12 protein-coding genes, 2 pseudogenes and 1 riboswitch are annotated in these 19,221 nt (G+C 53.1%); of the genes and pseudogenes, 6 read left to right on the forward strand and 8 right to left on the reverse strand.

Annotated elements, in window-relative coordinates; genetic code table 11:
- Window positions 1-45: 45 nt before the first annotated feature.
- Complete coding sequence (locus tag XYCOK13_RS17545) at window positions 46-981, forward strand: NAD(P)/FAD-dependent oxidoreductase (protein WP_213413555.1); 936 nt, start codon at window positions 46-48, stop codon at window positions 979-981.
- Here XYCOK13_RS17545 and XYCOK13_RS22005 read toward each other — a convergent pair.
- Window positions 957-1,277 carry a DUF2161 family putative PD-(D/E)XK-type phosphodiesterase gene (locus tag XYCOK13_RS22005; protein ID WP_244865233.1) on the reverse strand — a complete coding sequence of 107 codons (321 nt, stop codon included), beginning with the start codon at window positions 1,275-1,277 and terminating at the stop codon, window positions 957-959. The two genes, XYCOK13_RS17545 and XYCOK13_RS22005, sit on opposite strands and share 25 nt — an antisense overlap.
- A gap of 4 nt (window positions 1,278-1,281) precedes the next feature.
- A pseudogene (locus tag XYCOK13_RS22250) lies at window positions 1,282-1,797 on the reverse strand (hypothetical protein); the annotation flags it as partial.
- A 41-nt stretch (window positions 1,798-1,838) separates the two neighbouring features.
- On the opposite strand from XYCOK13_RS22250, the gene XYCOK13_RS17555 reads away from it, so the two are divergent.
- Together XYCOK13_RS17555 and XYCOK13_RS17560 are read left to right on the forward strand one after the other, a co-directional pair.
- Window positions 1,839-3,731, forward strand: coding sequence for a PrkA family serine protein kinase (locus XYCOK13_RS17555; RefSeq protein ID WP_213413546.1), 1,893 nt, complete (start codon window positions 1,839-1,841; stop codon window positions 3,729-3,731).
- Between the two features lie 135 nt (window positions 3,732-3,866).
- Window positions 3,867-5,582: a GGDEF domain-containing protein gene (locus XYCOK13_RS17560; protein WP_213413547.1), complete on the forward strand. Its 1,716-nt coding sequence runs from the start codon at window positions 3,867-3,869 to the stop codon at window positions 5,580-5,582.
- A gap of 164 nt (window positions 5,583-5,746) precedes the next feature.
- Here the strand turns inward: XYCOK13_RS17560 and XYCOK13_RS17565 are convergent, their stop codons facing one another.
- A complete protein-coding gene (locus tag XYCOK13_RS17565) occupies window positions 5,747-6,823 on the reverse strand; it encodes a M15 family metallopeptidase (protein WP_244865234.1) in 1,077 nt (358 codons plus the stop codon).
- A gap of 135 nt (window positions 6,824-6,958) precedes the next feature.
- On the opposite strand from XYCOK13_RS17565, the gene XYCOK13_RS17570 reads away from it, so the two are divergent.
- On the forward strand, window positions 6,959-8,299 hold the full coding sequence (locus XYCOK13_RS17570; RefSeq protein WP_213413548.1) for an MATE family efflux transporter: 1,341 nt from the start codon (window positions 6,959-6,961) through the stop codon (window positions 8,297-8,299).
- Window positions 8,300-8,366: 67 nt separating this feature from the next.
- On the opposite strand, the gene XYCOK13_RS17575 is transcribed toward XYCOK13_RS17570, so the two are convergent.
- From XYCOK13_RS17575 to XYCOK13_RS17585, 3 genes and pseudogenes are all read right to left on the reverse strand, one after another.
- On the reverse strand, window positions 8,367-9,365 hold the full coding sequence (locus XYCOK13_RS17575) for a zinc-binding dehydrogenase (RefSeq protein WP_244865235.1): 999 nt from the start codon (window positions 9,363-9,365) through the stop codon (window positions 8,367-8,369).
- 212 nt (window positions 9,366-9,577) lie between these two features.
- Window positions 9,578-10,668: pseudogene (locus XYCOK13_RS17580) on the reverse strand (glycosyltransferase).
- A gap of 42 nt (window positions 10,669-10,710) precedes the next feature.
- A complete protein-coding gene (locus tag XYCOK13_RS17585; RefSeq protein WP_213413549.1) occupies window positions 10,711-12,156 on the reverse strand; it encodes an NTTRR-F1 domain in 1,446 nt (481 codons plus the stop codon).
- A gap of 324 nt (window positions 12,157-12,480) precedes the next feature.
- Window positions 12,481-12,567: riboswitch (cyclic di-GMP riboswitch) on the forward strand.
- A gap of 117 nt (window positions 12,568-12,684) precedes the next feature.
- Between XYCOK13_RS17585 and XYCOK13_RS17590 the strand changes: the two genes are divergently transcribed.
- Window positions 12,685-14,616 carry a PAS domain S-box protein gene (locus XYCOK13_RS17590; protein WP_213413550.1) on the forward strand — a complete coding sequence of 644 codons (1,932 nt, stop codon included), beginning with the start codon at window positions 12,685-12,687 and terminating at the stop codon, window positions 14,614-14,616.
- 52 nt (window positions 14,617-14,668) lie between these two features.
- Here XYCOK13_RS17590 and XYCOK13_RS17595 read toward each other — a convergent pair whose 3' ends face one another.
- Together XYCOK13_RS17595 and yhbH are read right to left on the reverse strand one after the other, a co-directional pair.
- Window positions 14,669-16,060, reverse strand: a complete 1,392-nt coding sequence (locus tag XYCOK13_RS17595; protein ID WP_373314441.1) for a SpoVR family protein — start codon at window positions 16,058-16,060, stop codon at window positions 14,669-14,671.
- A gap of 332 nt (window positions 16,061-16,392) precedes the next feature.
- Entirely contained in the window at window positions 16,393-17,547 is a 1,155-nt protein-coding gene (yhbH, locus tag XYCOK13_RS17600) for a sporulation protein YhbH (protein ID WP_213413552.1), read from the reverse strand.
- Window positions 17,548-18,155: 608 nt separating this feature from the next.
- On the opposite strand from yhbH, the gene XYCOK13_RS17605 reads away from it, so the two are divergent.
- Window positions 18,156-18,821 (forward strand): helix-turn-helix domain-containing protein, encoded by a 666-nt coding sequence (locus XYCOK13_RS17605; protein WP_213413553.1) that lies wholly within the window; start codon window positions 18,156-18,158, stop codon window positions 18,819-18,821.
- Window positions 18,822-19,221: the final 400 nt, after the last annotated feature.

A 19,221-nucleotide genomic window follows, 5' to 3' on the forward strand; every position in this document is an offset into this window, starting at 1 on the left:
GGTCATCGGGCAAGCTACAGGCAAGGAGGGATGGGCATGACAGACATGTACGAGGCAGCCGTCGTAGGCGGGGGCATCGCCGGATTGCAAGCTGCCATTCAGCTTGGGCGCTATCAACATAAGGTGCTCGTGATTGACAAGGGCTATGGGCGTTCCACGCTATGCCGGAGCTATCACAATGTACTCGGGTGGCCGAACGGCATTTCGGGGCCGGAGCTTCGCACCATTGGCAGAGAGCAGGCGAGCAGCCTGGGCGTGCTGTTCGCCGAAGACACGATCGTGAGCGCGCGCAAGCAGGATAACGGCCATATTCGTCTGCAGGGCGCAAGAGGGCATTATGAGGCTCAGACCTTGCTGATCGCAACCGGCATTCTGGACCGCTTCCCCGACCTTCCAGGCATCAAGGAATGTCTGGGCCTGTCCATCTATGTGTGTCCGGATTGCGATGGATATGAGGTATCGGGTCGCTCCACCATTGTGCTCGGCTCTGGCAAAGCCGGGGCGGCCATGGCCATATTGCTGAAGGATTGGACGGACGAGCTGGTGTTCCTGAATCATGAACAGAAGGAAATTCCTGAATCCTGGCAGCACAAGCTGCAAGATGCGGGGATTCGCACCGTGCATGAAGCGGCGGCCTCCATTCACAGCGAGGCCGGTATGCTGCGGCATGTCGAGCTGGCGAATGGAGAGCGGCTTGAAGCGGAGAGGGGATTTCTTGCCTTCGGCGGCAATGCGGTTCACTCGGACTGGACAAGATCATTGGGGGTCGAGCGCATGGAGAACCGCCATATCGTGACCGATCCGCGCAGCAAAGTGACCAATATTGAAGGCATCTGGGCTGCGGGCGATATAGGCGTGCATGCCGAGCAGGTAAGCGTGGCGATGGGCGAGGGATCGCTTGCCGCCATCTGGATGCACAAATACTTGAAGGCAGGCGCCAAATCTGCCCGCTTCCCTCAGTCTTCTCTGTCCGATTCTTGATGAGCAATCCCCATTTGTTTCAGATAGGGCAAATACATGAGAACAGCTTGTTTGCCTTCCGGCGTCAACCCATATACCCCTCGCTTCACCCTGACGAACCATCCATACACATTTCTTTGCAGGATACTGGCGGCTTTCGGCTCGCCAAGCTGATCGCGAACCTTGCTCGGCGACAGCTCGCCGGCTTGATCGAGCAGGAAGGCGCAGCGCAGCGCCTTCTCGCGGTACGCGGTCAGCAGCTTGACGCCGCTGCTCCCCCCCCGTATTATAGTCGCCGCTTCTCTCGCGGAATTCATACAGCAGCCGTTTGCGGCTGACAGAGCGCTTGGGCCGTGTCAGAAATTCAGGATGACACACAATATCGACGCGCGGCGCGCGCTTTTGGTAAAATTGGACAGTCATAAATCCGAGGCCAAGCTTGCGGCACAGCTCCTCCAAAGCCCCCCAGCGTTCATATCTGGCGCGGGTCGAGGACAGCTTGCGTTCAGCTGCGATATAAACGGTAGAGCTTATCTTCTGCCGGTCCAGTCCCTGCAGAATGAGCGATAAATTAACGGACTTTTTCATCTCGACGATGATGGGCTCTGCTTGTCCTTCTTTCAAAGCGACCAGGTCGCAGCCCTGTACTTCTCCCTTGACCTCATAGCCTTGTTTTTCCCAATACCGCTTCAACGGCGGGTATAGATCCGTTTCCTTGCGCGGTTGTTTCCGATTGTTCTCCAGCATGTTGATCCTCTCTTGTCCATGGGCTTGTTCACTGGGATTATAGCATATTCCCGGTCCAAATAATCGGAAACTTATCCCCTGATTCCGCATATGTTTGTAATACACTCTCGAGCGATGGAGGGGAGGCTACTATGGACATATTCAAGCGCATCACGGCACACCGGGAACAGGAGACTGCGCTCCATTGGAAAGGGACGTTCGCCGACTATGTGGAAATCGTACGTGCGAATCCGAAGGCGGCCCGTACTGCTCACGCAAGGGTCTACGATATGATAGCCTCACACGGGATTGAGGAGAACGGGTCCAAGAAATACCGCTTTTTTGAAGAGGACATTTTTGGGCTGGATCGTACTTTGGAAAAGCTCGTGGAGGAATATTTCCACTCGGCCGCTCGCCGTCTGGATGTGCGCAAGCGGATATTGCTGTTGATGGGACCGGTAAGCGGCGGCAAATCTACATTGGTTACCTTGCTGAAGCGGGGCCTGGAGAAATATTCGCGAACCGAAGAGGGAGCGCTCTATGCCATTCAGGGATGTCCAATGTACGAGGAGCCGCTACACTTGATACCGGCTGAATTGAGGAAGGATATCGAGCAGGAGCTCGGGGTCAAGATTGAGGGGAATTTATGTCCTTACTGCCAGATGAGGCTGAAGCAAGAATTTGAGGGGAGAATTGAAGAAGTGCCCGTCGAGCGGATTGTGCTGTCTGAAGACCAGCGCATTGGTATCGGCACATTCAGTCCTTCAGATCCGAAATCGCAGGATATCGCCGATCTGACTGGAAGCATTGATTTTTCCACCATTACCGAATACGGATCTGAATCCGATCCCAGAGCGTACCGCTTCGACGGGGAACTGAACAAGGCCAATCGAGGGATGATGGAGTTTCAGGAAATGCTGAAGTGCGATGAGAAGTTTTTGTGGAATTTGCTTTCCTTGACCCAAGAAGGCAATTTCAAGGCGGGCCGCTTCGCATTGATTTCTGCAGATGAATTGATCGTCGCCCATACGAACGAAGCCGAGTACAAGGGCTTTATCGCCAATAAAAAGAACGAGGCGCTGCAATCGCGAATGATCGTTATTCCGGTACCCTACAATCTTAGAGTATCGGATGAGGAGCGCATCTATGACAAGTTGATCGGACAAAGCGATATGAGCCATGTTCATATTGCACCGCATGCGCTGCGAACAGCTGCGGTGTTTTCCATTTTGACTCGTCTGAAGGAATCGAAGAAGAATGGCATGGACTTGATTAAGAAAATGCGCATGTATGACGGCGAGGACGTAGAAGGCTTCAAGGAGGCCGATTTGAAGGAAATGCAAAATGAGTACGCGGAGGAAGGCATGACCGGGATCGACCCGCGTTATGTCGTCAACCGCATTTCCAGTGCGCTCATCCGCGGCGATATGGCCTGCATCAATGCACTCGACGTACTGCGCGCGCTGAAGGACGGATTGGATCAGCACCCCTCCATTTCGAAGGAGGAGCGGGAGCGTTACCTGAATTTCATCTCGGCTGCACGCAAGGAGTATGACGAGCTGGCGAAGAAAGAAGTCCAGAAAGCCTTCGTCTATTCCTTCGAGGAGTCAGCGAAGACGCTGTTCGAGAACTACCTGGACAATGTCGAAGCGTACTGCAATTGGGCCAAGATGACAGACCCGCTGACCGGGGAGGAGATGGACCCCGACGAGCGGCTGATGCGTTCGATTGAGGAGCAGATCGGCATATCCGAGAATGCCAAGAAGGCGTTCCGCGAGGAAATTCTGATCCGCATGTCCTCGTATGCGCGCAAGAAGAAGACCTTTGCCTACGACAGCCACGAGCGGCTGCGGGAAGCGATTGAGAAGAAGCTGTTCGCTGATCTTAAGGACATTGTCAAGATTACGACTTCCACCAAAACCCCTAACGAGAAGCAATTGAAAAAGATCAACGAAGTTTCCAAGCGGTTGATGGAGGAGCATGGATACTGCGGCATCTGCTCCAATGAACTGCTGCGTTATGTCGGCAGCCTGCTGAACCGTTAACGCGTAATTGCCAACCGGAACAGTATGTGAAATTTGCTTCCAAACCGCATGAGAACGCTTGTTTATGGCAAGGCGCAATGGTATGATGTGGAAGTGTTTGTTTTTATATAATCATTGGATGAAGGAGGCATAGCGATGGATCAAACGGCGCAGCGGCTGGACGAACGAGATTTATTGGCGCATGCATTCGAATATGCGGCTATCGGCATGGTTCTGGTAGATAGGGAAGGCCGCCTGTTGAAGACGAATCGCGCGCTGCGCAGGATGCTTGGCTATGCCTCTCAGGAAATCAGTCAATTGGCATTATGGGCGATCCTTCATCCGGATGAAGCTCCCGGGATGAGAACAGTCCTTGCCTCCGCCGATAAAGCGCTTACAACCGTTGGCAGTTCGGCTTCCTCGATGCTGGAGCATCGATTCTTGCATAAAACAGGCTTCTATTTATGGTCGCAAGTCAGCTTGTCGCCGGTGGGTGATGCTGCGGGAACTCCGCAATTCTGGATCATGCAGCTGCAGGATATCAGCGAGAAGAAGCGCATGGAGAAGGCGCTGCGCGTATCCAATGATCGCATTGTGAAGGTAATCGAACGGATGAATGATATTTTTTTCGTGCTCGATCATCGGTGGCAGTTTGTGTATCTGAATCAGCGCGCTGAAGCATGGTTTGAGAAGGATCAGTCACAGTTGCTTGGCAGGCGCTGGTGGGATTTGCTTGCGTCCGCGGATGCCGCGCGCATTCGAGAACGAGCCCAGGCAGCCTATGAATCGAAGGAAAATACAGCCTTTGAAATCTATATCTCGGCAAAGGATCAATGGTATCAGATTGACCTTTATCCCGGCGTTGAGAGCATTTCCGTTTATCTGAAAAATATTCACAAGTTTAAGGAAGCGGAAGAGGCGCTGACGAAGAGCGAAGAAGGCTTCCGCGAGCTGGCGGAACATTCCACCGATATGATTGCCCGACTGGATGAACAGGGAAGATTTCTGTATGTGTCTCCGATATGCGAGCATATGCTCGGCTACAAGCGGGACGACATGATCGGTACGAACGTGCATGATTATGTGCATGCCGACGATGTGGGGGCTTGGGAGAAGATCGGGGCTGACGCTGTCTCTCCGTCCGACATTTTTACCGCAACCTACCGTGTGCGACGCCGGAGCGGCGAATACCTCTGGTTTGAATCCACCTATAAATTTATTCAGTACGATAAAAGCGGACATCCCCGACAGCTGATTGCCGTGTCCCGGGATATTACGGAACGCAAAAAAATCGAACGCGAGCTGATTGAAGCCAATGACCAGCTGAGCAAGCTGACGGCCATCGACCCCCTTACAGGAATCGCCAACCGGCGCATCTTCGAGGAATTTTTCCTGAAGGAGTGGAAGCGGGCTTTCCGGACGCGCAGACCGCTGGCCCTCCTGATGCTGGACGTAGATTTTTTCAAGCAGTTGAATGATACGTACGGGCATACGTATGGGGATGATTGCCTGAAGCAGGTGGCTCAGGCGATCCAGTCTGCCTTGAAACGGCCGATGGATATGGTTGCCCGTTACGGAGGCGAGGAGTTTGCCGTCATCTTGCCGGAAACGGATACGAGCGGCGCCGAGGTCGTTGCCGAGGATATACGAAGGCAGGTGGAGCAGCTTAGGCTCCCTCATGCCACTTCGCAGGTGCACAAGCTGGTGACGGTGAGCATTGGTCTGGCATCCTGCATGCCGGAACAAGAACGGGGCGCGCGAGAATTATTGATATGTGCAGACCAGGCCCTGTATGCTGCCAAGCATGCAGGCAGGAATTGCATTGTCGTGGGCGACCCGCTGGACGGGGATGCGGTATTGAGAACCCCTTGAATGAAGCGCGGGGAAGACCTTAAGAATGATGAACAAACGGGCAGCTGCTCTGGCACGGTACCGGGAAATCTCCCGAAACCGGCTTGATGCAGCTGCCCGTTTTTGTTCTAGCTTCCGTGCATGGGGGGTGATACGCCTTTACTGGTTGTAGACGACCCATTTGTTCACAAATTGTTCGGTCGGTCAGCTTCAAAGTATTCTTCAAGCGTAAGGGCCTGTTCGTGAATTTGCTGGGCAACCTGCTTGCCTACATAACGGAGATGCCACGGCTCATAGGCATAACCCGTAATATGCTCCTTGCCTTCCGGATACCGGATAATAAATCCGTATGCGGCGGCATTTTCCGCCAGCCACTTTCCTTCTTCAGTGGCGCCAAGCGTGTCTTCCAGGGCATTGTTAACAGAGGGGCTGGAAACATCCATGGCCAAGCCGGTCTGGTGCTCGCTCGTGCCTGGATAAGCGCTGTATCTTCTTGCTTCCTCCTCGCCCTGGCGCTGGACATTGGATTGGAAAATCGCTTGCTGGGTCCCGAAGGCGCGGAAGCCGGACACTGCGCGCAAGGCAATGCCGTCCTCTTCGGCCTGCGCGAACAGCTGCTCCAGTGCTTCGGCTGCCTGTTTGCGCAGCTTCTTCTTCTCGCTTTCTCCGGAGAATGAGAACGGCACGTTCGGCACGACGAGATCATCCGGATAATATCCGTCAGGCAGCCTGCGCTGCTTATTGACCACGACATCGAAAGCAGTTGGATTCGTCACGATCAGGAAGCCATCATCCCCTTGGATTGCCGTTTCGGAAAGCTTGGTTTTGACCGTTACGGTGAGCTCTGCCTGAGCTTGTCCTGCCTGGACAGTGATGACTGCCCGATCGCCGGTTACGGCATTGGACGAGACGGTCAGATTGCCGGATTCATCGATGGCGACGATTCCGGTGTCCGGAGAATGATAGCTGACGGTCAGCGTATCGTCCGCAAGGACGCTGTGCAGTTCGAACGACTCGCCGGGAGCCAGCGCCACCTGCTCCATCCCCAGCGAAACAGCCACGGCCTCATCTCCAGCATGATGCTCGTTGCCGTTGGCGGTGCCTTGCTTCCCATCCGACTGTTCATTGGCGATGGCAGGCGTATCCGCCCCCGGTTGCTTGTCGCCTGTTGCCGCACAGCCCGCTGCGGGCAGCAGGACCAGGATCGCCGCGATTGCCAGCCAGCGCTTGGCGCGCGGTTGCTTGTTGGACTTGTTTGACATGGTCTAAGGGTTCCCTCCCTCTCTATATTGCCTCCATTATATCATTGCGGGACAAAAGATAGAATTGACTTGCATCAGACAATAGAGCAAAATGGAAGAGATATTTGACAACAACATAAAGGCAGGAACACAACAATGTGGAAAAACTGGGGTATGATTTTGCGGCTTGCCGTGCCGTCTGTCGTTTCGTTTGCATCTGCAACGCTGAGCGGAACCATCAGCCTGATTATGGTCGGGCAGCTGGGCCCTCTGGCAATAGCCGTGGTCGGCGTGACCAATATCGTCATTTATAATGCTTGGGCGATTTTTTCCGGATTCGGGCATTCTGTCAATTATCTGGTGGCGCAAAACTACGGGGAAGGCAATATGAAGCGGGGGATGGAGCGCACGTATGTGGCTCTTTACACATGCGTATTTTTTGCTGCGCTCGTATTTGCAGTCGGCCTCTGGTTCAGTCCCGAAATATTGCGGCTGATCGGCGGCGAAGGCTCGAAAAATCTGATAGATGGCAGCGCGTACATGGAGCTGCGGTTTTATGCGCTGTCGTTCGGCTTGATGAATTTTGTATTCCATGGTTTTTTCCGTGGCGTTGGCGATACCGTAACACCGATGATGACATCGCTGTTTGGCAATATTGTGATGATCTTTTTCACGTATACCCTGACTTATGGGCACTGGGGCTTCCCGGAATGGGGATTGACTGGAGCGGGCATCGCCTTCTTGCTTGGAGAGGCGGTAGGCTTCCTCGGCTGCGTAATCATGTTCTACGGTCCATACAATCGAAAGTTTGGTACGCGCAGGCCGACCCGGCTTAATCCTAAGGAATCGAAGCTGCTGCTGCAGGAAAGCGGGAAGCTGGGCATCCAGGAATTTTCGCTTAGCGCATCGATGCTGATCTTCACCGTGTTTGTGGCATCCTTGGGAGAGGAGGCGCTGGCTGCGAATGAGATCGCGCTAAGCGTAATGTCGCTTGGCTTCATGCCGGCCTTCGCCTTTGGCTCTACGGCAACGATATTGGTCGGACAGGCAATCGGGCGAGGGAATCCGTTCCTGGCAAGGCGATACGGCACAGACACGATGATCGTGGGAAGCATGTTTTTGCTTGTCATAGGCACCGTGGAATTTTTCTTCAGCGGGTCCATTGCTTCCATCTACACCGACAACAAGCAAGTCGCGGAGACGGCAGGTTTCCTGATTATGATATCGGCGTTTTTGCAGTTGTTTGACGGTCTATTGAATTTCTATGCCGGGGGACTGCGCGGAATTGGCGACACGTCTTTCCTGTTGCGCATCTCGTTCATTATGGGCTTCTTCGTGTTCGTTCCGCTGGCGTATCTGAACATTTACGTATTCGAGTGGGGAAGCATAGGCGCATGGCTTGCGCTATATGCGTACTTGATGGTGTTTGGAACCAGCGTGATGCTTCGCTTCTACCGCACCGATTGGCTGAAGGTGAGGCTGAAGGAAGCGGGGTAACAGCGATGTGCACAATAAAAATCCGGATAAACCGTAATTGCACGGTGTATCCGGATTTTTTATTGCCTTACGCCTGAGTGATGCGGGCTACGATCTTGCCTCTTACATGTCGCTCCGCCAAGCGGGCAAGTCCCTTCGGAATGTCTTCCAGCGCTATGATCTCGCTGACCATGGCGTCAATCTTGCCTGCGCGCATCAGCTGCATGAATTCCTGGGCCATCGTCGCCAGGTCTTCCTCGGCTCTGCGATCGCCGGAGAGATGAGCGCCGCCCAGCATCAGCTTATGCACTGTAAAAGTCTTGAAGGACGGCTGGAAATCGGCGACATTCTCGGGTGCGCCGGCGATGCAGGCAAGCTGTCCGCCGAATGCCAGCATATCCATATCCGCCTGTGCGGTTGCCCGATTGAGCGAGTTCAGAATGCCGTCTACACCTCTGCCTTCTGTTAGCGCCATGACTCGTTCGCGGACATTCTCCGTATTGTAATCAATGACCTCATGCGCGCCGAGCTTTCGCACAAGATCGAAGTTGGCAGGAGAGGCGGTGGCCACTATTTGTGAGGCGCCGAGCGCTTTGGCGATCTGGATCGCATAGCCGCCGACACCTCCTGCGCCGGCATGGATCAATACCGACATCCCTGGTCCGATACGCATTTTCCGCTGGATGGCCTGGTACGCCGTAAGGCCGGCGCAAGGGAAAGCGGCCGCATCCTCGAAGGAGATATCCTCCGGAAGAGCTGCTGCAGTATGTGCGGTAGTAATATGGTATTCGGCGAAAGTGCCCTGCTTGGTGAAATTGCCGTGATAGACAACACGATCCCCGATTTTCCATGTCGTTACCCCTTCGCCGACAGCGTCGACGACGCCGGCAGCATCCACGCCCGAGACGAACGGGTACGTCCAGGCTGGAAGGCCGTTCGGCACAAGCTTATAGTCAATCGGATTGAGTCCCGCCGCATGAACCCGCACCCGAATTTCTCCCGGCGCTGGCTCAGGGATCGGCAGCTCGCCTGCTTCTAGTGTATCCAGTGCACCCGGCTTTGTCAGAATCAATGCTTTCATCATCATGCCCTCATGCTCCTTTGTCTGTCTGATTCGTCGTTTCCATTCTATCACATGCTTCATCCGTAGGCAGGAGATGGCGGCAGAAAGTTGGCAGCAGGGAGGGTGACTGCCCAAATGTTACAGCGTGCCCCCGTTAAAGCGTATAAATCGGGAATGATTATGCGAACATCCATGTTGGAAACCAATGCATGCGAGCAAATTTCCATTCGCCGTCGTTAAGCGGTGGAGTTTATTTCACCGAGCTTTCGTTCATACACCGCTTTGTTGTGCAAGATGTGCCTGTCTCCAGGTCGGAATGTTCTAGCTTGCTCATTGTGGGCGTAGGCCTTCTCATAATCTCCTAAATTGTAATAACAAATGCCCATGTGCAGGTGTGGATACCAAGTGGAATACGCAGGATAGGAAAAGCTCCACTGACTGGCATCCGGCTCGTGACGGGTCGCCAAGTCATACCAGTATATAGCGGTTGCGTACTGACGCTGCAGATAGAATAAATAGCCGAGCCGCGATAAGGCTTCTGGTTTTGGCTTGCTATGGTGAAAGCTTCTCCATAACGCAGCCAGCGCTTGATTATAATTTCTCAGGCTCCGGTAGCAGTCAGACATGTTGATGCAGGCAAAGATTTTATCTTCTATCCATCCGTTGGGCAATGACAAGTTACGCTCGTAACTGGCGATGGCTTCTTGGTACTTGCCGTTTTCCTTTAATTCGTTGCCGTAGTAGAAAAAGTCTCTTGGAGTAAAAGTGTCCCCGCGCTCGATCCGTTTGGCATAAATGCTCAACGCTCGTCCTGCGGAATGCCTTACTTTTTTGTGGGTAACCGCGATATCGGAGAGCAGGACTTGGCCCCCGGTCACATTCAAGTATACATGACAGTCTCCCTGCCATTTGTACTGTCTGCTCCGCTTGACTAACCGATTGCGGCGATAGCGAAGGGTGACATTTCCATATTCATCGGTCCCTGCATCGTAGTACATTGATACCGAATCAACGGCGGGGGATAATGTTGTCTTCAACTGCCGGAATTTCTCCCGATCCGCTTCCAGCATGACGTCGTCTGCGTCCAGATAGAGGATATAGTCTTGGGTTGCGTATTGAAAGGAAGCATTGCGCGCATCGGCGAAGCTGTCATTCCATGCATAGTAATGACGCGATCTGTATATTGGCGGGCAATTTCCACTGTGCTGTCAGTAGAACCGGTATCGACGATATTAATCTCATCTACGAGGTCGGCTATCGTATCCAGACATCTGGACAGAGTATCTTCTTCATTTTTCACAATCATGCATAAACTAACCGTTACCATGTTCTCCTCCTTTGTTTCATCGAGGCTAAACCTTTCTTCAGATCAGAGTGGAAAATGGATGGCGTTCAATGAAATGTTAATCACTTGTGCAGAGGTCACACTGATTGCAGAAGTGACTTGTGCGCGCAGTTGATAAGTGACAGTACCAGTGGGTGTGACGGATTCTGCATGTGTGCTGCTAATTGGAAATCTCTGCGTTCCCGCAGCTGTGATAACTCTCTGCACGGCTCTCTGGTCAATGAGCACGTTGTCCCTGTAGAGGCGGGTTACAGCAATTACGCTGAAGTTGGCTGTTGTTAGAACATCAATGGACACACTCCAATCGATTTTGAAGTTCTGCGTGCCGGTACCCGGAATAGTGATCGTGGCCAGAATTACTTCTGTGCTGTTAGGCGGCAACGTAAGAGCAATCGGTCCTGGAACTTCGGTGAATGTCAGCGCAGGGGAAGCTGCTGTTGGCCCCGTCGGTCCAGCAGCGCCCGTTGGTCCAGTCGCTCCGGTTGGCCCGGTCGCACCGATTGGTCCGGTAGCTCCGGTTGGCCCGGTCGCGCCCGTTGGCCCCGTGGCTCCCGTTAGTCCAGCAGCGCCCGTCGGCCCGGTACCCCCAGTCGGTCCGGTAGGTCCAGTCGCCCCAGTTGGTCCGGTGGCACCCGTTGGCCCAGTGTCGCCCGTTGGCCCGGTCGCGCCGGTTGGTCCAGTGACGCCCGTTGGTCCGGTGGCACCAGCTGGCCCGGTAGCACCGATTGGTCCGGTCGCTCCAGTTGGCCCCGTGTCGCCTGTTGGCCCGGTAGCACCGATTGGTCCAGTCGCTCCTGTTGGCCCGGTCGCGCCCGTTGGCCCCGTGTCGCCCGTTGGTCCAGTCGCTCCGGTTGGCCCGGTAGCACCGATTGGTCCGGTCGCTCCAGTTGGCCCCGTGACACCCGTCGGCCCCGTGTCGCCGGTTGGTCCGGTAGCACCCGTTGGCCCGGTAGCACCGATTGGTCCAGTCGCGCCCGTCGGCCCGGTGGGGCCGATTGGACCTGTGTACAAAAGCGCAACATCGTCAACGAGAACAGCTGGGCTGTCGGCTTGCGGTAGCTTGTTTAGAATGTCAAGAGCAAGAGCAGTACCTACAGGTGCAGGGGAGGTTGTCTGAGACAATTCCCTCCAACTGTTCGTTTGAGCATCCGGCAGTTCTCCTCCAGGAATGTAAGAAGTCATGCCATAACCGAGATAACGATAGGCATCGTCGTAATAGATAACGGAAAATGAAATGAGGGGACTGGATCCACTCGATGCGCTTGATATGAAAGCTGAAAACTCAAACTGTTCCCCGGGGCTGACCGGAACGAATTGGTATAGATACGCGTTCGGCTCTCCTCCCTCGAGCAGCGCGGCGTAATAGCCGGAATGGGCCTGCTGTGTGCTTATGGAAACATACGCCCCAATCCACGGTGAAAGCGAGCCTGTTTCAAAACCTCCGTTTATTATGCGGTCACCAATCGACAATGCTGGATCACCACCTTCTCAGAAGAATGACAGAGCCAACTTCATTTGACTCCCTGATATGACCAAATTATGCATGGAGAGCAATAATGGAACAGCAGGAGCCGTCATTCATTCTCCTTTTTTTAATCTATAGGAATCCCAGGTGTTGCTGTCTAAAAATTCTATATTTTCCCAACTATCAATCGGAATGAACCATGTCCATGACACCGAAGAACGTTGCATTTGAGAGAGAGATTAATGGATATTTGATACAAACTTGAAAATTAACCCATGAAGCCGTTATACTAATCATGTAGGTCTGTTGGACTATTCTTCACATCCAATCAGTCGAAACGGCAAACTTATCGAAAGGTAAGGACGCAAAGCCACAAGCCTAAAGAATATGCATTCTATGGCGGTTGGGCTACCGAAACGACATAGTCGATGGAGTATGCCGCCCATGAATTAGACAGGCGGTTTTTTCATGCTTTCATAAAAGCGCTTCCATCCGAAATGTGTCCAATACAAGTGCGGGAGATGTCGAAGACCATGCTTAATGCGGATACGGTATTATTTGAGCATTCACCATTAGGAATAGCCTGTCTGGAATTGACCGGGTTGATGAAGAAGGTGAATCCGGCGTTTTGCGAATTGTTCGGTTACCGGGAGGAGGAGCTGCTGCATCTGAATTTTTCTCAGCTCGCTCATGATGAGGGGAGGGGGACATGCATTCCATCTCTCCGGGAGATTGAGGATAGCCCTGATCACAAATTGATTATGGAGAAACAGCTTGTCCACCATTCAGGCAAAATCATTTATGCGCAAGTGTCCTTTTCCCTGCTTATCGATGAACGCTGCATTCCTTGCGGCTTGCTAGTCCAAGTTCATGACAAGACAGAGCTGCTGGAGTCCAGGAGTCGTGCGCCCGAATCGTGCTGGAAGCTAGACGGGGAGCAGAACGGGACAGGGAGTCCTGAGCGGAATCGCGATCCTGGTGTCGCTGTGGATGTGCAAGCAGAATTTATGAAAACGCTGGAGACTCTTCATGAGACCGAGGTGCTCTACCGCAATCTGATTGAACGGGCTTTAGTCGGCGTGTATTTGTACCAGGATGGCGAGTTGGTGTATGTCAACCCTTATTTGGCCAACATGTTCGGTTACGCTGCTGAAGAATTTGTCCATTCCACAGCGGCGGATGCAATTATTCAGAAAGAATGCGCGAGCCGGCTGGAGCAAACCGTGCATGCCATGGATCAGGATGTGGTATACGAATATCAGACTGTAGGTGTCAAGAAAAATCAACAAACCATACACCTGGAAGGAAGCTGCTCGGCAATCACTTATAGGGGAAGGCCGGCGGTTCTGGGCACAGTCCAGGATATTACCTACAAGAAGCAAGCGGAGGAGCTGTTAAGGGAAAATGCCAAGCGCTATCAGCGGCTGCTCAAATACTTGCCCGAAGCGATTCTCGTCATTGCGGACGGGATGATCATTTATGCGAACAAGTCGGCGGTGGAGCTGACAAGGGCCGATTCGGAAGGGAAGCTGATTGGCCAATACTACTTCGACTTGCTGCATCCTGATTATCATGAGGAAACCCGTATCAGCATGGAGCAGGTTATGCAAACAGACGCTGCCTCTGCCTTCGTGGAAAAAAAGATCTATTGTGCAACCGGCGAGTGGATAGAGGTGGAGGCTTCGAGCATCCGCATTCATTCCTACAATGGCAACTCCGTTATTCTGACAGTGCTTCGTGACATCACCGAACGGAAGAAGGAGGAGGATCTGCTGATCCAGTCGGAGAAGCTGTCTGTCGTCGGACAGCTGGCTGCCGGCGTTGCCCATGAAATTCGCAACCCGTTGACGTCGCTGAAGGGATTTACCCAGCTGCTGAAAAGCAAACTGCGTGATCGCGAGTCGAATTTCATCGATATTATGCAGGAAGAGCTTGATCGCATCAATTTGATTGTGAATGAATTCATGACCTTGGCCAAGCCGCACTTGATCCAATACAGCGACAAGAATGTGAAGGAGATTTTGCGAAGCGTGATTTCGGTGCTGGAAACGCAAGCTATTCTCGCCAACGTCAACTTGGTTAAGGATTACGATGAGAATTTGCCAATTATTTACTGTGATGAAAATCAGTTGAAACAGGTGCTGCTGAATGTAATCAAAAATGCGATCGAAGCGATGCCGCAAGGGGGCGACATTCGCATTACTGTCAAAAAGAAGGGGACCGAGGCCTTGAGTATTCAAGTGCAGGATCATGGACCGGGCATCCCGGCTGATATGATGGAACGGATCGGGGAGCCATTCTTCACGACGAAGGCTGACGGCACCGGGCTAGGTCTGATGATTAGCCGCAGGATCATTGACGCCCATCAAGGCACCTTCCGCATTTGGAGCGAGCCGGATCGCGGAACCACTGTGGAGATTGAGCTGCCTGCCTCGGGCCGCAGCCGCCAGTTGCAGAAGTATTGACCAAAGGTCAAGAGCCGTATGCTTTCGGGCAACGGCTCTTGCTTCTGGTTGCTTAGAGAAAACGCCGATGCTGCTTCGTCCCATCGTAGGTGAAGACCACTTTTTTCTGCTCGACGACGGTTTCCAGATGAACCGATTTGCCCCACAGCTGATGCACGTAAGGAAGGGTTTTCTCCAAATATTTCAGATCGAGCTCAATCCCCTCATAGGCATGCGTGATATACAATCCGCCGTTGCCGCCCGCATCGCCGTCGGTTACATGCAGTACAGGGAACCCGCCGTTAACCTTGGATTCGACCAGCTGGTCCCGGACCTTTTCCCAGCCTTTTTCAGTTATTTTCCATTCAGCCCCTTGCTTCTCAAAAATGTACAGGTCCAGTTCCTCGACTAGTTCCTTGGTCAAGTAATTGCGCAGGAAGGAAAGATCCGAGTCGAACTCGCGGACATCGAACATCTTCTCCCGTCCATAACGCTTTTCAATATCCTCGAATATTTTCAAGCCCAGGTAATACGGATTCAGCGTATGGCGTGAAGGCTGCACGACGGAGGCGTTCAGCTTGGCGTATTCAATCGTTTCCTCCGGTGTCAGATCCAGCTCGCGCACAATGCGCTGATGCCAATAGGAGGCCCATCCCTCGTTCATGATTTTGGTCTCAATCTGCGGCCAGAAATACAGCATTTCTTCGCGAAGCATCGTCATGATATCGCGCTGCCAGTCCTCCAGTATGGGGGAGTATTCTTCAATAAACCACATGACGTCTTTTTCCGGTTCCGGGGGGAAGGGTGATTTCTCGTTGGCTGAATCGGCCTGGCGTTTGTCGGCAGGGCTCCCCTGTGTTTGGTTCGTTTGCTTGCCGTCTGTATCCGTGCGTTCCGATTCCTGTTTTTCCAATTCCCACAAATCGTCATAAGGTCCTTTGCGCTGAAGGCGGTTCGGCTTTTTGCGCCGTTCCAACAGCGACTGCTTCTGCCGGTAGCTGTTGAAGGTCTTCGTTAGACTAGGATCGATATGCTCCTGAATGCCGAGCACGGCGTCGATGAACATCTCCACCTTGGCTGAACCATATTCGAGCTCGTATTGGCGAATGCGCGCCGCGCTGGCGGACATGCTCTCGACCATATCACGATTCGTGCGAGAGAAGCGGGCATTGTTCTTGAAAAAGTCACAGTGAGCCAGCACATGCGCGGCAATCAGCTTGTTCTGGATGAGCGAGTTGCCGTCCAGCAGGAAGGCATAGCAAGGATTCGAGTTGATGACCAGCTCGTAAATCTTGCTCAGGCCCAGGTCGTATTGCGTCTTCATCTTATGGAAGGTCTTGCCGAAGCTCCAGTGGCTGAAGCGGGTCGGCATGCCGTAAGCGCCGAACGTATAGATGATGTCCGCCGGACAAATTTCATAGCGCATTGGATAGTAGTCGAGCCCGAAGCCGTCTGCGATCTGCATAATCTCTTCAATCGCCTTCTCCAAGGCCTCCAGTTCTTCTGTTCTCAACCGCATTCCCTCCTTGTGGGACTTCTCTCTGCAGGAAGCGACCCCTGCAACGCGCTGCCTTCCGCATGTGTGCTGCACTGGGGGCAAAACGATACGATGTGGCAGGAATTTACCCGCCACAACTTTCTACCCGCAGACAAGAAATGTCCCATACTGGATCAGATTCGTAAAACGAATTGCACAGGTTTACGCTTTTTCTTGTGGCAGCATATTGAGGCAGAGACTGTTTGTGAGGAGCGGGCACAGCACGTATTGAATGAACTAATCGGATTACGGCAGGAGCATTACGTCGTCGCCGGTTCTTGCTTGCCGAAGAAGGTCTTGAGCGCTTTATACACTTCGCCTTTCTCGCGAATGACACAATGCTGGAAGCGCGGATGGGTAATATGCCGATAAGCAGACATAAGCGTGCTGCTGCGATTGTACTGATTCACTTCGCCATAGCCGAACATGTTGCTGCGTTCCAGCAGCTTCTCGATCAGCTTCACGCACTTTTCGTTGTCGCTGGTCAGGTTGTCGCCATCGGAAAAGTGGAACGGATACAGGTTGTACTGCGTCGGCGGATACCGCTGGTCGATAATGTCCAGGGCGGTCTCGTAGGCGGAGCTGCATATCGTTCCGCCGCTTTCTCCGCGATTGAAGAAGTCCTCCTCGGTCACTTCCTTGGCTTCGGTATGGTGGGCGATAAAGACGATATCGACCTTCTCATACTTGCGCCGCAGGAAGCGGGTCATCCAGAAGAAGAAGCTGCGGGCGATGTATTTCTCGAAATGCCCCATCGAGCCGGACGTATCCATCATCGCGATGATGACTGCGTTCGAGCGGGGCGTTTGCACCTCCTCCCATGTCTTATAGCGCAAATCCTCCGGCGTGATGCCCTGGATGCCCTTGATACCGTTAACCGCATTGCGCCGCAAGGTTTCCAGTATGGTGCGCTTTTTGTCGATGTTGGATTGGATGCCTTTTTTGCGAATGTCGTTGAAGCGTATGTCGGTCACGGTGATTTTCTGCTCGTCCTTTTGTTTCAGCCGCGGCAGCTCGAGCTCCTCAAACAGCATTTCCTCGACTTCCTCCAAATCGACCTCCGCTTCATACACGTCCTCCCCGGGCTGGTCGCCTGCGCTTTCTCCTTTGCCCGGCTTGTTCGCGGCCTGCGGTTCGCGGCCCAGCACATCGCCCACCTGGCTATCTCCATCCCCTTGGCCAACGTGCTTGCTCTTGCGGTAATTGTATCGAAAGCGGTATTCGTCCAAACTGCGGATCGGGATTTTCACAATTTGCTTGCCATTGTTCAGGATGATGCTCTCATCGCTAATTAGATCCGGCATTTGCTGTTTCATCGCTTCACGCACCTTCTGATGGTGGCGACTTTGGTCCTCGTAGCCTTTGCGGTGCAGCGACCAGTCTTCCCGGGAGACGATAAACAAGTGCTTATCCATGGCTGCCACCTCACCTCTGCTTTTTCTTCATGTATATTCAACGACGTCAGGGGTATGTTCGGGATTGCGGCGAAGTCGGCTTTCAAGCAGCGCTGGAAGTGCCGGGTAAGTTAGGAGGAGTGGGCTGACGGTTCATCGGGCGAGTTCGGGGCGGGCCTGTCGTGCATGCTCGTGTGCACGGTGCGATTAGGCTGGGGAGCAATGAAGGGAAATCAATGGTCTTATTGGGTAACTGGCTGCTGAAACGGCTCATTTAGCGGGAAATTATGGTCTTACTGGGCGGGTCTAAGCCGATCTGTCCGACCAAGTCAGCCAATAAGTCCACGGATTTCCGCTATTCATTCGCGGGACGACCAGTCTGGGGAGACAAGACCAGTTTGTTCCGCTATTGCACATCATGTTGCAGACTGTGATGGCGAGGTTGCGGTTCAGAGTCTGTCCTGCGGGAGAATCGGGAGCAGGGCAAATGGAGTCTTGTCGGATGCGATGCGGATGTGTTACAGTGAATGCATGAGTTCGGTCGTGAAGCACACGCCGCTTGATTACGGAGATTTCCGTAGCAGGCGGCGTTTTTTATTTTCATAGAAGGAAAAAGGAGAGTGGAGTGGATGGCATTCCGGGAAGCGTATGAACAATTTATTTCGGACCACTTGCAGAAGCGTAAAGGGGAAGCTGCAAGAAGGCTGCGTGAAGGTCACGGCCATGCGGAACAACTGTTTTTGGAAAATGTGTGGTGGCCGGCATTTGGGCATTTCCATCATTTGTATCCGGAGTTTGAAGTGACGGACTTCAAGGACGGATTCCGCTTTATTGACTTCGCCTACGTGCGCTCCGGCCTAATGCTTGCGATTGAGCTGGACGGATTTGGCCCGCATTGGAGGAACATTAGCCGTTGGCAGTTCGTGGACCATAACAGGCGGCAAAATGATCTGATTATCGATGGCTGGAAAGTGCTGCGGTTCGCTTATGACGATATCAAGGAGTATCCGCGCTTCTGCCAGCAGAAGCTTCAGCAATTTGTAGGGAGATGGTACGGAGAAGGACATCAGGCGCTAAATGCAGACTGGAGGGAGAAGGAGATCATCCGGTATGCGCTTAAGGCGGGTCGTCCTCTCAAACCGCTTGACCTAAGTGACTACATGGGAGTAGATGTGAAGACAGCAAGGAAGTGGCTGGCGCAGCTGGTCGAGAAAGGCTGGCTTCTCCCGGCCTCGGGCGAAAAGCGCATTCGTGCATATCGGCTCAATGTGGAAGGGAAGCATTTTACATTGTAAGTGAGGAGGAAGGCAGAGGGGGTGTACGGTGGTACAGCACTTTCATGCGTATTAGATATGCGAAATAACGGGAATCAACGGACTTATTGAGCTGAAATACAAAGGTTTGGCGGAAATAAAGGAATATTTTGGCGTTATCATCGCCTGATTAATAGAGTAATTGAGAGGAATGCGCGAATACGACCACAATTTACCGTTATGATTTCACACCGCGTGCATCTGGGCTGCATAAGACCAAAAATGTCCGCTGTTCTGCAGCCCAATGGACAACAACGTGCGCACCCGGGAAGCAGTCAGTCCGTTGGGTCGTGTTCAGAGGGCTGGTTGGCGGCTAACCCTGTGAGCGAAAGTTAGGAACCTGCTTTTCGGCTAGCTCCAGGCAGCAGGCCATTCGGTTGGC

Origin of the sequence: Xylanibacillus composti, assembly GCF_018403685.1 — a bacterium.
Taxonomy (GTDB): Bacteria; Bacillota; Bacilli; order Paenibacillales; family K13; genus Xylanibacillus; species Xylanibacillus composti.